13 protein-coding genes are annotated in these 14,295 nt (G+C 37.5%); 1 reads left to right on the top strand and 12 read right to left on the bottom strand.

From position 1 onward, the window contains the following. Positions 1-15: 15 nt before the first annotated feature. The 4 genes from GKE48_RS08690 to GKE48_RS08675 all read right to left on the bottom strand — a co-directional run bounded on the left by GKE48_RS08690 (position 16) and on the right by GKE48_RS08675 (position 7,054). Positions 16-1,269 carry an extracellular solute-binding protein gene (locus GKE48_RS08690; protein WP_022097964.1) on the bottom strand — a complete coding sequence of 418 codons (1,254 nt, stop codon included), beginning with the start codon at positions 1,267-1,269 and terminating at the stop codon, positions 16-18. A 114-nt stretch (positions 1,270-1,383) separates the two neighbouring features. Then, the gene (locus GKE48_RS08685) at positions 1,384-3,141 is read right to left on the bottom strand and encodes a sensor histidine kinase (protein ID WP_154300871.1); all 1,758 of its coding nucleotides are present in this window, start codon (positions 3,139-3,141) and stop codon (positions 1,384-1,386) included. Next, positions 3,138-4,682 carry a response regulator transcription factor gene (locus tag GKE48_RS08680; RefSeq protein WP_012739935.1) on the bottom strand — a complete coding sequence of 515 codons (1,545 nt, stop codon included), beginning with the start codon at positions 4,680-4,682 and terminating at the stop codon, positions 3,138-3,140. Before GKE48_RS08680 ends, GKE48_RS08685 begins: the two co-directional genes overlap by 4 nt. 92 nt (positions 4,683-4,774) lie before the next feature. Continuing rightward, positions 4,775-7,054, bottom strand: a complete 2,280-nt coding sequence (locus GKE48_RS08675) for a glycogen/starch/alpha-glucan phosphorylase (protein WP_243138482.1) — start codon at positions 7,052-7,054, stop codon at positions 4,775-4,777. Between the two features lie 112 nt (positions 7,055-7,166). Here GKE48_RS08675 and GKE48_RS08670 point away from each other — a divergent pair, with 112 nt between their 5' ends. Beyond that, complete coding sequence (locus GKE48_RS08670) at positions 7,167-8,042, top strand: helix-turn-helix transcriptional regulator (protein ID WP_055286692.1); 876 nt, start codon at positions 7,167-7,169, stop codon at positions 8,040-8,042. A gap of 7 nt (positions 8,043-8,049) precedes the next feature. Here GKE48_RS08670 and GKE48_RS08665 read toward each other — a convergent pair whose 3' ends face one another. The 8 genes from GKE48_RS08665 to fabG form a co-directional block, all read right to left on the bottom strand. After that, the gene (locus GKE48_RS08665; protein ID WP_055215872.1) at positions 8,050-9,093 is read right to left on the bottom strand and encodes an ATP-binding protein; all 1,044 of its coding nucleotides are present in this window, start codon (positions 9,091-9,093) and stop codon (positions 8,050-8,052) included. Positions 9,094-9,236: 143 nt separating this feature from the next. Continuing rightward, complete coding sequence (locus GKE48_RS08660) at positions 9,237-9,905, bottom strand: DUF4234 domain-containing protein (protein ID WP_055286690.1); 669 nt, start codon at positions 9,903-9,905, stop codon at positions 9,237-9,239. A 15-nt stretch (positions 9,906-9,920) separates the two neighbouring features. Beyond that, positions 9,921-10,346 carry a DUF2752 domain-containing protein gene (locus tag GKE48_RS08655; protein ID WP_154300869.1) on the bottom strand — a complete coding sequence of 142 codons (426 nt, stop codon included), beginning with the start codon at positions 10,344-10,346 and terminating at the stop codon, positions 9,921-9,923. Between the two features lie 24 nt (positions 10,347-10,370). Beyond that, positions 10,371-11,300 (bottom strand): AEC family transporter, encoded by a 930-nt coding sequence (locus GKE48_RS08650; RefSeq protein WP_154300868.1) that lies wholly within the window; start codon positions 11,298-11,300, stop codon positions 10,371-10,373. A 96-nt stretch (positions 11,301-11,396) separates the two neighbouring features. After that, positions 11,397-11,834, bottom strand: coding sequence for a MarR family winged helix-turn-helix transcriptional regulator (locus tag GKE48_RS08645; protein ID WP_012739941.1), 438 nt, complete (start codon positions 11,832-11,834; stop codon positions 11,397-11,399). Positions 11,835-11,885: 51 nt separating this feature from the next. Continuing rightward, positions 11,886-12,311 (bottom strand): 3-hydroxyacyl-ACP dehydratase FabZ, encoded by a 426-nt coding sequence (fabZ, locus tag GKE48_RS08640; protein WP_055215868.1) that lies wholly within the window; start codon positions 12,309-12,311, stop codon positions 11,886-11,888. Positions 12,312-12,313: 2 nt separating this feature from the next. Continuing rightward, entirely contained in the window at positions 12,314-13,546 is a 1,233-nt protein-coding gene (gene fabF, locus GKE48_RS08635) for a beta-ketoacyl-ACP synthase II (RefSeq protein ID WP_154300867.1), read from the bottom strand. Further along, on the bottom strand, positions 13,543-14,286 hold the full coding sequence (gene fabG / locus GKE48_RS08630; protein WP_154300866.1) for a 3-oxoacyl-[acyl-carrier-protein] reductase: 744 nt from the start codon (positions 14,284-14,286) through the stop codon (positions 13,543-13,545). The genes fabF and fabG overlap by 4 nt, the downstream gene beginning before the upstream one ends. Between the last annotated feature and the right edge of the window lie 9 nt (positions 14,287-14,295).

Below are 14,295 nucleotides of genomic sequence, written 5' to 3'. Positions count from 1 at the left end.
TTTAATCCCCATCAATTATTTTGCGATTGATGTATTAATCTGCTTATAGAAATCCTGTGTCTTAGCTGCTGCATTATCTGCTGTTATTTCACCATTTACGATTGCCTTAGCAAAGTTCTGTGCAGGTGCCCAGTAATCATTCATGCCTGTTACTGTTGGCTGGATTACTGATGTCTTGTTAAATGTATCATTCTGTGCTGTTACAAGGGCATCCTTCTTTACTTCATCAGTTGCAAGAAGCTCTGTATTACAAGGAATAACACCTCTTAATTCATAGTGCTTCTTCTGTGCATCCTTGCTTCCAAGATACTTTGCAAGTGCAACTGCTACCTGCTGATACTTGCAGTTAGGATTAACTGCGATTGCCTTAGAACCTGCAAATGCTAACATCTGCTTGTCTTTTCCACCAATCTTTACTGTAGGAAGTGAAACTGCTCCAAAATTGTCTCCAAGAATCTCTTTAACACTCTTATAATCCCATGATCCTGAGAAGTAAGCTCCAACTGAACCATCTCTTAAGCCAGCGATACCAACACCCTGAAGGTCATTGACAAAGTTAGGATTATTTACAAGTGAAACCATTGCCTGTGTTGCCTGTGTTCCCTTATCTCCTGAGATATCAACACCTGCTGAATTATCTTTTCCGTCTTTTCCAAAATATTTACATCCATTAGCAAGGAAGAATGATGACATATACCAGCCCTCTGTAATATTGAAAGCCACCTTATTCTTCTCAAGCATCTTATCAAGGCTCTTTACATCACTGTCTGTGAATTTGCTCTTGTCATAGTACATAAACCATGTATTAGTTGTAAATGGTACTCCGTATACAGCCCCATCTACTGATACTGAATCCACAATTGCATCTGAGTTAGTTTTCTTAACATAATCTGCTGTCTCTCCACCAAGCTTTGCAATAGCGTTAGCATCAACAAGTGTCTGAAGCTGGTCGTTAGCAAAGAAGTATACATCTCCTGAATTCTCTGGATCCTGTGGAACTATCTTTCCTGCGTCCTGCTCTGAGCATACACCGTATTCAAATGTTAAATCCCAGTCAGGATGCTCTGAATTAAACTGGTCACACATTGTCTGAAGCCATTTGCCGTTCTCATCTGCCTGATCTTCTGCACAGCCCCATACCTTGATTGTAGCTGTGATTTTTTCCTCGCCTGCTGCTGTGTCATCCTTTTTAGCATTGCCACAACCCACAAAAAGTGACCCACACATTGTTGCTGCCATCACCGCAGCCGCTAATCTCTTAAACTTCATAAAAAAACCCTCCTTAATAATTATCCGAGACAGCTTTGATTACTGTCCTCTTTTGATAATCTAATTATATTAAGGAGGGGTTAATATTAAAATATAAGATATTTTAGAAACATATCAGTTTTTTGTGTTGTATGGTTTTGCCGGGAATTTTATTGTTATTGTTGTTCCCTCATCAGGCATGCTCTGCACTTCCAGATGATAGCTTTCGCCGTAATAAAGTCTTATTCTGTCATTAACATTTCTTGCACCATACCCTTTTGACTGGACTGTTAAGAAGTTTTGTGCAGTTTCTTTGTCCATTCCTACACCGTTATCAGACACTGTTACACATACAAGCTTTTTACCTTCTTCATCCGTCTGCATCTTGGCCTCTACTGTTATTACACCTTTCCTGTCTGTCAGCAGATCTATACCGTGGTCTATTGCATTTTCTACCAATGGCTGGAGTATAAGGTTTAAAGATTCGCATGGCATAACTTCCTCTGATACATTTATCACCACATCAAATGAGTTGTCATGCATTATCTGCTGAATCTTAAGATACGACTGCATGTTGCTTAATTCCTGCTCAAAGCTTAGTATATTCTTTCCCTTATTAAGCGATGTACGGTAGTAGTTAGACAATGCAAGTGTTATCTCACTTATATCCTCCTGTTCATATTCTATTGCTTTCCAATTGATAAGCGATAATGAATTGTAGAGGAAATGCGGATTAATCTGTGCCCTTAATGCCCGCATCTCTGATTCTTTCTGGCTTATACGTCCTTCATATACCTGCGTGATAAGATTCTTAATCTGGGTTGTCATGCTGTTAAAGCTATGAATAAGGTCACCTATTTCATCTTTGTCCTGTGTATTAATTACCGCATCAAAGTCTCCATTTTCAACCTTTGCCATACTGTTTTTTAATTTATTAATTCTTCTTGTAATGAAGCCTGTTGTAAATATACTCGCCGCAGCGGCACCTGCAACTGCTACCACAAATGCAACTACAATCATTGTAATCATTGAATTAGCTGACCTGAGCACAAGTTTTCTTGGTTCATAGACATATACTGTCCATCCGGTAACAGGGCTTTCCTTCTTTACTACAGAATAACCCTCTGTATTTCCACATGTATTATTATCCCATTCTGCCCCGTCGATTAGTGAAAGCAGTTTCTTACTGTTTAATCTGTATCTGGTGTTATTGTTTTCAAATGTGTCACTGCTGCATATAACTTTTCCATCAGCGTCAAGCACCACCATTCCGCAGTTCTGCTCAAGACCACCTGTAAATGAACTCATCATGCTGTCATAATCAACATCTATGTACATGATTCCAAGAATCCCTAGCTGGTCAAGCGTTGACATTTTTCGTGCTGAAACAAGTGTCCTGCTGTCTTCATCAACAAACCACTGTATCTTAGTGCTTTCAGCAGCAGAATTATAAAAAGGTCTGTCTTTTATCTCTTCTATTGGAGCTATAGTTGTATCATGTTTAATAGCTTTATCCACATATATTGTTACCCTGTTAATATCATTGTGAAAATACTTTAATGATGAAAGCATAGGGTCAAATGTAGTGACAATCTGGTTATACATCTCATATGTGCTTTTGTAATCGTATGAAAGCACTCCCGACAGCGTATCATTAAATGTTATATAATTAGACAGGTTGTCATACACCTCTATCTGCCCATCCACCGTTGTAACAGACTGCTCAATTGCCCCTTTGATGCTCTTTAAATCTCTGTCCATAAGAATGTTTCTCATCTGACAGTATGCAAAAACAAAAAGTACAATCAGGGGAATAAGTCCGGTCACTACATATATGATGACAAGCTTGTTCTGTAATCTTATATCATTGATTTTCTGCTTAATCTTTTTCAACTCAATTCTCCCTGATCCCTGAATTTCTGAGGACTTATACCAAAGTACTCCCTGAAGCTCTGTACAAAATATGAAACATTTGGATAACCCACCTGTTCACTTATATTCACAATCTTCATGTTCGTACCGGTAAGCAGTTCCTTAGCCTTCTCCATTCTGTACTGTTTAATATATTTGCTCAGATTCTGTCCTGTTTCCTTCTTAAAAAGTGAACTTAAATAGCTTGGTGCAAGATAAACCATATCCGCAAGCTGCTGTGCGCCAATCTCCTCACCATAATGGTTATGTATATAATTCTTTACGGTCTCAATCTCCCGGTGTGACGTGGCCGGCTCTTTTCCGAAACTCTTTTCCAACAAATCAATATAGTTATTCACTATATCCATAATGCATGAGAAATCCTCCGACTTATACAGTCTGTCAATCTCCCTGCCAAATTCCGCCTCATCAGCACCCGGAATATTGTCATAGAAATCTTTTAACAGATTGGAAAATACAAACTTGATGTATATATGTGAGAAGTTCGACTGCCCCCTGTATTTCTTACACAATGCATCAAAATGTATCCGTAAAAATGTGATATCCTTCATCTTGATATCCTGCTTCATCTGCTTCATAAGTGCATCATCATCAATCTGTACAAGCACAGGTGTATCTTCACTGATATTATCAGAAAAAATATATCTTCCTGTCTCATAAAACTTATTATTCATCAGTGTATCAACTGCATCCATTACCTGTGGAAGCTCATGATAATCGTTGAATAAACCGGACACAGCAATATACATAAACTGCCCCGTCTTTCTATATATATAGTCATGAATATTTGTAAACATTTCTTCAATGTTCTTATCAATATTACCATCTGCTGTGAATGATTTATCAGAAAATATGATAACTGACTGTAACGGGTTAAGATTAAGGTACTGATAATCCAGTTCCCCGGTTATCTCTTTAAATATGTCTTCACCTGTATCATATTTCCCAAAGAAATCAGTATTGAATTCTATAAGTGCAAGTCTGTTATACCCTGCCAGAAAATCCCCATTATCAAGTATTCCTGATGCATCACCGGAGTTGAGCAGCGTATACATGTAGTACTGTTTTATAAAGTTAGCCTGCCGGTTATAGTCCTCGTCCTTCTTGTGTTCCTCGTCAAGCTCTGTTATAACCCCTGTAATTGTCGAACTGAATTCTGACGGATCAACCGGCTTTAATATATAATCTTTAACTCCTAATTTAACTGCCAGCTTGGCATACTCAAACTCGTTATAGCCTGAGAATATAATTGTCTTTAAACTGATGTCGTTGTGCATCACATTCTTAATAAGCTCTATTCCGTCCATAAACGGCATCTTAACATCTGTAAGCAGTATATCTATATGTCCAATTCCTGTATTCTTGTCAGATGTCAGATATTCCAGTGCCTGCTTTCCGTTGCACGCCTCAAATACTCCAAGCTCAATTCCCATTCTCTTAAGAAGCATTCTTATTCCGCTTCTTTCAATCTTTTCATCATCCACTATAAGTATATTATACATAAATCTACCCCGAAACCTTCCTCATTCACGAACTTTTGCTCTTATAATGATTATAGCTTCCGGGGCAATTATTATCAACTTATTTAGTTATATTAAAGATGCCATATATCTTCATTGTACTGTTTGATTGTTCTGTCTGATGAGAAAAATCCGGCATTTGCAATATTAACAAGCATTTTTTCTGCCCACGCATATCTGTCATCATAATCTGTGAGAGCCTTTTCTTTGGTTTCTATATAGCTTCGTAAGTCAAGCAATGCCATAAACCAGTCTTTTCCTACAATCTCATTATACAGTCTGTTAAGACTATGTGAATCACCTGCCTGAAGCATAGCATCCGATATTATAAAATCCACACATTTTTTTATAAGAGCATCTGTCTCATAAAGCTTCTTTGCGTTATAGTCACATTTTTCATAATGTGCAATAACTTCATCACTTGTTGCGCCAAATGTATATATATTATCTTTACCTACAAGCTCTGCAATCTCAACATTAGCACCATCCATTGTTCCTAATGTCACAGCACCGTTAAGCATGAATTTCATGTTGCCTGTTCCTGATGCTTCTTTAGATGCAAGTGATATCTGCTCTGATATATCACATGCAGGAATCAGCTTCTCTGCCAGTGTTACATTGTAGTTCTGGACAAGCACAACCTTAAGGTAAGGACTTACATCTTTATCGGCCTCAATAACCCTACTCAATGTAAGTATCAGATGAATTATATCCTTCGCAATTGTGTATGCAGGTGCAGCCTTTGCGCCAAATATCACTGTAACAGGAGTCTTTGGAATGTTGCCTGCCTTGATGTCAAAATATTTATATATTATATACAGTGCGTTCATCTGCTGTCTTTTATACTCATGCAGTCGCTTTATCTGTATATCGTATATTGACTGTGGATTAATCTCTATTCCCTGTGTCTGCTTAAGGTATTCTGCAAGATTTCTCTTGTTGTCTGTCTTAATCTCAAGAAGATTATCGTAAACATTTTTATCACCGGCAAACTTTAAAAGGTCTTTTAACTTTTCTGCGTCATGTCTGTATTCACTTCCGATAAGTGTCTCAATGTATTTCGCAAGTCCATTATTACAGTGGATAAGCCACCTTCTGAATGTGATTCCGTTAGTTTTGTTATTGAACTTCTCTGGATATATCCTGTAGAAATTATTAAGCTCTGTATTCTCTAATATCTCAGTATGAAGCTTTGCTACTCCGTTGACGCTCATTCCATAATGAATATCGATGTGTGCCATGTGAACGAGATTATTATCGTCAATTATATACACTGATTTATCTGTGTACTTCTCACGCACTCTTCTGTCAAGTTCTTTTATAATCGGCATAAGCTGTGGCACAACCTTGTTAAGATAATCCACAGGCCATTTTTCAAGGGCTTCGGCAAGGATTGTGTGATTAGTATACGCACAGCTTTTTGATACAATATCAATTGCTTCGTCCATTGTTATCGGACTTCCATCTATATCTCCATTTTCTGTAAGAAGTCTTATAAGCTCCGGGATTACCATTGTCGGATGCGTATCGTTAATCTGGATTACTGCAAGGTCTGGCAGATTCTTAAATGTTTTTCCGGTGTTAATACATTTGTCCCTGCACTCGTCTAATATAAGCCTTGCTCCATTGCTTACCATGAAATACTGCTGATAGATTCTAAGAAGCCTTCCCTGTTCGTCACTGTCATCAGGATAAAGAAACAGTGTAAGGTTCTTGGCAATATCTGACTTATCAAAGTCTATGCTGTCACCTTTTACGATGCTCTCATCAACTGTCTCCACATCAAACAGATGAAGCTTATTCGTTCTCTTTTCTCCGTACACATTGATATCATACATTCTTGAAACCACACTGATTTCTCCGAAATTGATAGTGTATGCCACATCTGTCGGAACAAGCCAGCTGTCCTTACCAATCCATGGATTAGGCACTTCCTTCTGCTTCCCATTCTCAAACACCTGCTTAAAAAGTCCAAGATGATAATTAAGTCCGATTCCGTCACCATTAAGACCAAGGTTAGCAATTGAATCAAGGAAGCATGCTGCAAGTCTTCCAAGTCCGCCATTACCAAGTGACGGCTCTACTTCCAGTTCTTCAATATCTGAAAGATTCTTTCCTGCCTGTGTAAGTTCTTCCTTAACTTCATCATAAATTCCTAAGTTAATAAGATTATTGGATAAAAGCTTTCCTATAAGGAACTCTGCAGAAATGTAGTATACCTTTCTGCCATTGTCTTTCACTATTCTATCACGTCCTTTTTGTGCAACCAGCTTCATAAGTGCATGAAAGCACTCCTCGTTGCTGCATAAGTGCAAGTCTTTTCCATATTCTTCCAAACATATAGTGTTAAGCATATCGTTGCCCTCCATTCTTGTATTTATATTTTATTATAGGGTTGCTGGAAAAATTCTCTTGCTTTATAATGGGATAAACTTGTACTATTCTATCATATTTAAGGAGAACCTTATGAATATAACAGATTACAGACCACTGAAAGAAACCAAATCTCATTTTGATTCAGATTTTTTATATAACACTTACCCATGCTCTATCCCGCTTGATTTTGCGGAAGTTCCGCTTCACTGGCATAATGAGATGGAGCTTATATACATCAAGAAGGGACGCATGATCGTAAGCGTTGACCTTGAGTATTCTGTTGTAAATGCTGGAGATATTGTTGTTGTCATGCCTGGACATATCCATTCTATCATCCAGAACGAAAGTGATTCATGCGAATACGAAAATATTCTTTTTAATCTTGATATGCTTGTTAGCAGGCAGTGTGATTATGATACCGTAAGCTTTTTTAACGGAATTGCCGGCTTTAATGGGTATTGCCCTCCTGTTATCAGTAAAACTGCGCCACACTATTCTGATTTAATTCATTATATTGATGAAGCTGATAATATATGCAAGTATTTCCCTGACGGGTACAGGCTGAAAATCCGTGCATGTCTTTTTAATTTCTTTTTTGAGCTTAATGCACATTTTTACACGCATACGGATATGCCTGTACACTTGTCTGATGATAAGATGGATAAGCTGAAACTGGTACTTAATTATATTGAAAAGAACTTCGCGCATGCAATATCCATTGAAGAGATGGCGCAGTGGTGTCATTTCAGCCAGTCGCATTTTATGAAGTTTTTTAAGAACTGCACCGGCACATCTTTTATCACTTACTTAAACGACTACCGGCTTATTATTGCTGCAAGAATATTAAAAACCACAACCCAGCCGGTTATTATAGTGGCTTCGGATTGTGGTTTTGATAATATATCTTACTTTAATAGAAAATTCAAAGAAAAATATGGTGTTTCTCCGAGGGAATTCAGGAAATAAGGTGTTATTAATATAATCTGTTTTTTACATATTCTTCAAATCTTGGCAGTGCCATTGCTATTTTTCCATACTGTCTTGTATCTATAACGCCCTTTCGCTTTAAACGGTCACGGTACACAGAGAATAATTCTGGCTTCATGTCAAGCTTTTCACGAATATCTTTTACTGACTGATAACCGCTCTCAGATATAACGCTAAGTATTTCCTTATCTTTAGATGATAACTCTGCCCATATCTTACTGTATACATATTCATCTAAATACTGATCATACTCTGGCATAATATCTTCAAGTGTATGATCTTTTCTATTATCCCAGTAAAGATATCCAAGCACCTGAAACGCAAATGGATATCCTCTTGTAAGAAGTGTCATCTTGTCAGCCATTTCATCATTTATATCAAATATTCTCATGTAATGGCTTTTAATAGCTGTATAATTAAGCGGCTCTAATATAATCTTAGGTGCTCTGTATAAAAATGTAAGTGACTTTTCATTCTGTAAATCATATATATTCTCATACAATCCTGTCATCAAAAGATATATAGGATATTCTTCTCTTAAAAATATCTGAAATGAACTTGCAAATATTTTAATATTCTCTGAATTAATAACCTCATCAATTGTTATAAGCAACCTTTTCCCCAGACGTTTTATGTGAGAAAGCATTATCTCAATAACATTTTCAATATCAGTAACAGGAACAGCATTCTCTACTGTTACCCCCAGTCCAAATACTGAAAAGTCAAGCTTTGCTTTAACAAATACTGCATGCATTTCTGGAATTGCATATATCTTTGCTGCCAGACTCTGTAAAAGATCACGGTTAGGATTAAGCTCAACTACTATCCATTCATCTGACCGTTTCCGTATCTCTGACGCAATGTTAGTCATCATTACAGTTTTTCCTGAACCTCTTACTCCTGTAATCATATATATCTGATTAGGCGATTCTTCCGCTGTAAAATCTCCAATTATTCTCTCTGTCTGTGCAATTCTCGAAATATACTGCACTGGTTTTTTCCCAAATGATAATGTAAACGGATTATTCATGCGCAGCCTCCTATATAAGTTTTTATAACTTTTTATTTATTATATAACCTTTTATAACTTTTATCAATTGTGAAATAAAAAATCCTGCTCTCTGGCAGCCCAAACCACCTGAAAGCAGGATTAACATTTTAATTATTAACAGATTACATTAAGCCTTGTGCTCTGTTGTAAGCATTACATATCTTATTAGAATTCTTGATAAGAATATGCATTGCAACAAATGGTCCAATTCCACAGATAAAAGCACCAAATATCTGCCATAAAAGAACAGTTGTACCATTCTCCTGGATTGAAAGTCCATAACGAGGTCCGTTAGCTGCAAGTCTGTTACCAAGATTATAGTACCAGAACCACGCATATATGCCACATGTTATGAATGATAACAGGATAAATGCAACAAGCCCTGATGTATTCTCTCCATCTCCATCACATGCAATATTAACATCATGTGCCATCTTGTAAATGAAATAATAGCTGTATATTCCACATGTGATAATTGAAAGAATTATGTATGAGGCAAGACCTCTGTCATCCTTTAATCTTGTACCTGAGTATGGTGGAATTGTGCCATTATTATAACCATTGCTGTAATTCTGATTAGCATTGTAACCCTGATTATAATTCTGGTTATTGCTGTTTCCATTGAAACTCTGCTTTACTTCATCAAAAGCACTTCCTAACTCTTTCTCAACCTTATTGAAGACCTGACCTGCCTGACCAGCAATATCCTGCTCCGGTGAACAATTTGCTCCACAATATGGGCAGAACTTAGTTGAATCTGGAATCTGTTTTCCACATTTTGTACAAAACATATTATTTCCTCCCCCTTATAAGTTTAGTTTGCGAATGATTCGGAATACAATATTGTTCTGTGGCTCAAAAACCACTACATTGCCATCTCCAATAAACATTCTATACAAGTAAACTATAACAAATGCCCCTGCTATTGTAAACATAAAAATTTTATAAAATTTAATATTTATTTTAGATTTAAGAAGCATAACTATCACAACAACCGGTGGCAGGAAAAAAAGTGGATGATACATGAACGCATCATGAATATTAAAATGCAGTAAAGATATCCATGCCCTTGACATTCCACAGCCTGCACATGATATTCCTGTTATGTATTTTATAGGGCATGTAACCCCGAAGCTTTCTAGTATCACATACAGCACAACAACTGCCGCAACTGATGTTATCACTTCTATTCTTCTATGCGATTTTCTTTTATATGCATTGCCTCCGCTCATTATTCCCCCTGATAATGCTTTTTATTACATTATAATCTCTCCTGCAAGCAATGCAAGACAAGGAAGCGTAATTATGCTAATCAATGTAGACAAAGTAACTGCACCAACTGCGAGCTTCTGGTCGTGACCGAACTTAATCGCAAAAAGTGTTGTAATAGCCGCACATGGGCATGCCTCAAGTATAATTGTAATAACAGCAACCATTCCACGGGCATGTATCAGATACATAACCAGAGTGCAGATTACCGGTATAATAAACATCCTGAGAATAACCGTAAAATACACTCTTTTATCCTTTAAGATACTCAATAATGGGAACTGTGAAATAGTAATTCCTGTTATTATCATAGACAACGGGGTATTCATGCCTCCTACAACATTAAATGTATCCTTTAAAACATCCGCAACCGGAATTCTTGCAAGGAATATGACAAGACCCACCACAACCGATATAATTGGTGGGCATGTAACAATCTTCTTTAAAAGTTCCTTGAAACTCATACTCTCTGAAACATACACAATTCCGACAGTCCATAAAAGAATATTGAATACAGTAACATATACGCTCGCATACAGTACACCTTCTGAACCGTACATTGCCTGAATAAGTGGAAATCCCATATAAGCCGCATTAGAAAATGTAGTTGCAAATCTCATAATGCCGCGCACTTCCTTTTTCATCAAAAATGTTATGCCAATCGATAAAGCCATTCCTATGCATATAGTAAGTATGCTGTAAAAAAGCATTCTGCCCATATTCTTAAGAATCTCGGCATTGTATCCTGACATGTAAGAATTAATAATCATAAATGGAACAACAAAATATATAAGAAGGTTAGAAAGCATCCCCTTTCCTTCTTCGTTAACCATCTTAATCTTTCCTATAACAACTCCACACAGTATAAGTATGAATAACTCAAATACCTGCTTCGCGGTAATAAGTGCTAAATCCATAGCTCTCTTATCCTCCTTTTCATACACGCAAAAAACATGTTATATATTTCATCTTCTGAAATATATAACATGTTAATAGCAAAGTCAAGTAAAAATCTAATACTTTATCTCTGGCATAAGCTCTGCACTTATTACATTAAGCATACGTTCCATTGTCTCTAACTCTTCTTTAGAAAATCTGTCCTCAATCCTGCCCATTACAGTCTTAAGATATGTATTGCTGATATTATAATAATCTATATACTTCTGTGTTACCTCGAGATGATACTCTCTCTTGTCTTCCTCAGACTGTACTTTCTTTAAGTATCCCTTCTTAACAAGGTTATTAATCTTATACGCCGCGTTAGGAGATGATATATTTGCCATATCAGCAAACTGTGCCACAGTAGGTTTATCAAGTGCATATATTATCTCCATGCAGAAAGTTTCTACAGTTGTAAGAGATGTCTCCCTCTCCTGTAGCTTTTCAAACATTTTCTGATAAAAATGCATCTTAAACTTCGTATATACCTTACTAAAAGAATCCTGCAGCACCTTACTTTACCTCCAAAGCTTTTTTAATTGTTTATTATTATAACAATAGCTCTATTCTATTGCAAATGTAAGTTCAGCTGACACTGCAAGTTTTCCGTCAACATAAGCTTCTGCCTTTCCTACTCCCACAGGACCTTTTCTTGCTATAATCTCGCATGACAAGGAAAGCACATCCCCAGGTGTGACCTGAGCCTTAAACTTAGCATTTTTAATTCCTGCAAAAAGTGCTATATGCCCCTTATTCTTTTCTTCCGACAACAAAGCGACTGCTCCAGTCTGCGCCAGTGCCTCAATAATAAGTACTCCCGGCATTACCTTCTTCTGTGGAAAATGTCCTACAAAATGCATTTCATTGGCAGATACGCATTTAATACCACAAGCCTTCTTTCCAGGCTCACACTCCGTTATCCTGTCTACTAATAGAAATGGATATCTGTGTGGCAGAATCTGCTGTATTTCATCTGAATTAAGCTGCATGATTACACCACCTTTCTAAGCACGATGGACGCATTATGTCCACCAAAGCCAAGTGAATTAGACATTGCATAATCAACTCTTGACTCTCTTGCCTTATTTGGAACGATATCAAGATCACAGTCATCATCCGGCACCTGATAATTAATGGTTGGTGGAATTATATCATTCTTTACAGCAAGTGCCGATATAATTGCCTCAACAGCACCACTTGCACCTAACATATGTCCTGTCATCGACTTTGTTGAACTTACCGCAAGCTTGTACGCATGTTCTCCAAATGCCATCTTTATCGCATTAGTCTCTCCCTTATCATTAAGCTTTGTACTTGTCCCATGCGCATTAATATAATCAATATTCTCTGGTTTTATTCCTGCATCCTTAACAGCCTCAGTCATTGCCTGTGCCGCCATGCTTCCGTCTTCTAGAGGGGCTGTAACGTGGTTTGCATCACATGTTGAACCATATCCTGCAATTTCACAATATATCTTAGCGCCTCTTTTCAGTGCATGTTCATACTCTTCAAGAATAAGCACACCTGCTCCTTCTCCCATAACAAATCCGCTTCTTTCTTTATCAAACGGAATAGAAGCCCTGTTGACATCTTCTGCTTTGCTTAATGCATGCATTGATGTAAAACCACCAATTCCAAAATCAGTTATACAGCTTTCTGCACCTCCGCACACAATCACATCCTGATATCCATCCCTGATCTGTCTTAATGCATCTCCAACAGCATTGGTTCCACTGGCACATGCAGTAACAACACATGTACACATTCCATGTAGTCCGAATCTGATTGCAACATGTCCTGCCGCCATATTAGTTATCGACATTGGCACAAAATGTGGCGAAACTCTGTCATATCCTTTACTTTCGCCTCTTAAGCATTCTCTCTGTATAGTTGTAAGTCCACCAATTCCACTTGATAATATAACACCACATCTTAATGTGTCTTCTTTGCCAAAATCTATAACTGAATCTTTCACTGCTTCATCTGCAGCTGCAAGTGCATATATCGTGAAATCATCCATCTTCCTTAATTCTGCTTTATCAACAATACTCTCTGCGTCAAAGCCTTTTACTTCACCGGCAAGCTTGACTGCACTGTTTTCTGTATTAAAATGTGTTATCTTACCAATACCACATTTACCAGCCTTTACAGCTTCCCACATATCATTAACATTGTTTCCGACAGGAGTAACTGCTCCCATACCTGTTATTACAACTCTTCTCATATTGCCATTCCTCCGTCTACACAAAGTACCTGTCCGGTTATGTATCGTGCTCCGTCACCCGCAAGAAATGCTACTGTTTCTGCAATATCTTCCGGCTTTCCCATCTCTTTAAAAGGTATATTCTCCACCACTTTTTCTTTAACAGCGTCTGACATTGCTCCGGTCATATCAGTTTCAATCATTCCCGGTGCAACCGCATTTACAGTAATATGTCTTGACGCAAGCTCTCTTGCAAGTGACTTCGTCATGCCAATAACACCTGCTTTACTTGCAGAATAATTAACCTGCCCTGCATTGCCCATGACACCTACAACAGAACTCATATTAATAATTCTTCCTGCTCTCTGTCTTAACATAAGTCTTGAGACACCACGCATCATATAAAATGTACCCTTTAGATTCACATCTATAACTGCATCGAAATCCTCATCCTTCATACGTCCAATAAGATTGTCCTTAGTAATTCCTGCATTATTGACAAGAATATCAATTCTTCCGCCAAGTAAATCCACGGCTTCCCTAATTAAACGCTCACATTCCTCTGAATCACTCACATCTGCCTTAATTGCATGGATTTCAATTCCATACTCTCTGCATAAATTAACTGTTTCACTGGCAGCCTCATCACCTGAACGGTAACTGAATACAATATCCGTTCCTTCACTTGCAAGCTTAACGCATATAGCCCTTCCTATTCCCCTGCTTGCACCTGTAATAAGTGCTTTTCTTCTCTCAGTCATTCCCTATCC

The organism is Lachnospira eligens, from assembly GCF_009680455.1.
Taxonomy (GTDB): Bacteria; Bacillota; Clostridia; order Lachnospirales; family Lachnospiraceae; genus Lachnospira; species Lachnospira eligens_A.
The sequence above is the reverse complement of the archived record's forward strand: the minus strand, read 5'-3'. Positions and strand labels throughout refer to the sequence as shown.

Coding starts and splice junctions, on each gene's coding strand:
- GKE48_RS08670 (WP_055286692.1), top strand. CDS start 7,167: ATGAATATAACAGATTACAGACCACTGAAAGAAACCAAATCTCATTTT.
- GKE48_RS08675 (WP_243138482.1), bottom strand. CDS start 7,054: ATGCTTAACACTATATGTTTGGAAGAATATGGAAAAGACTTGCACTTA.
- fabG (WP_154300866.1), bottom strand. CDS start 14,286: ATGACTGAGAGAAGAAAAGCACTTATTACAGGTGCAAGCAGGGGAATA.
- GKE48_RS08690 (WP_022097964.1), bottom strand. CDS start 1,269: ATGAAGTTTAAGAGATTAGCGGCTGCGGTGATGGCAGCAACAATGTGT.
- fabZ (WP_055215868.1), bottom strand. CDS start 12,311: ATGCAGCTTAATTCAGATGAAATACAGCAGATTCTGCCACACAGATAT.
- fabF (WP_154300867.1), bottom strand. CDS start 13,546: ATGAGAAGAGTTGTAATAACAGGTATGGGAGCAGTTACTCCTGTCGGA.
- GKE48_RS08650 (WP_154300868.1), bottom strand. CDS start 11,300: ATGGATTTAGCACTTATTACCGCGAAGCAGGTATTTGAGTTATTCATA.
- GKE48_RS08680 (WP_012739935.1), bottom strand. CDS start 4,682: ATGTATAATATACTTATAGTGGATGATGAAAAGATTGAAAGAAGCGGA.
- GKE48_RS08660 (WP_055286690.1), bottom strand. CDS start 9,905: ATGTTTTGTACAAAATGTGGAAAACAGATTCCAGATTCAACTAAGTTC.
- GKE48_RS08665 (WP_055215872.1), bottom strand. CDS start 9,093: ATGAATAATCCGTTTACATTATCATTTGGGAAAAAACCAGTGCAGTAT.
- GKE48_RS08655 (WP_154300869.1), bottom strand. CDS start 10,346: ATGAGCGGAGGCAATGCATATAAAAGAAAATCGCATAGAAGAATAGAA.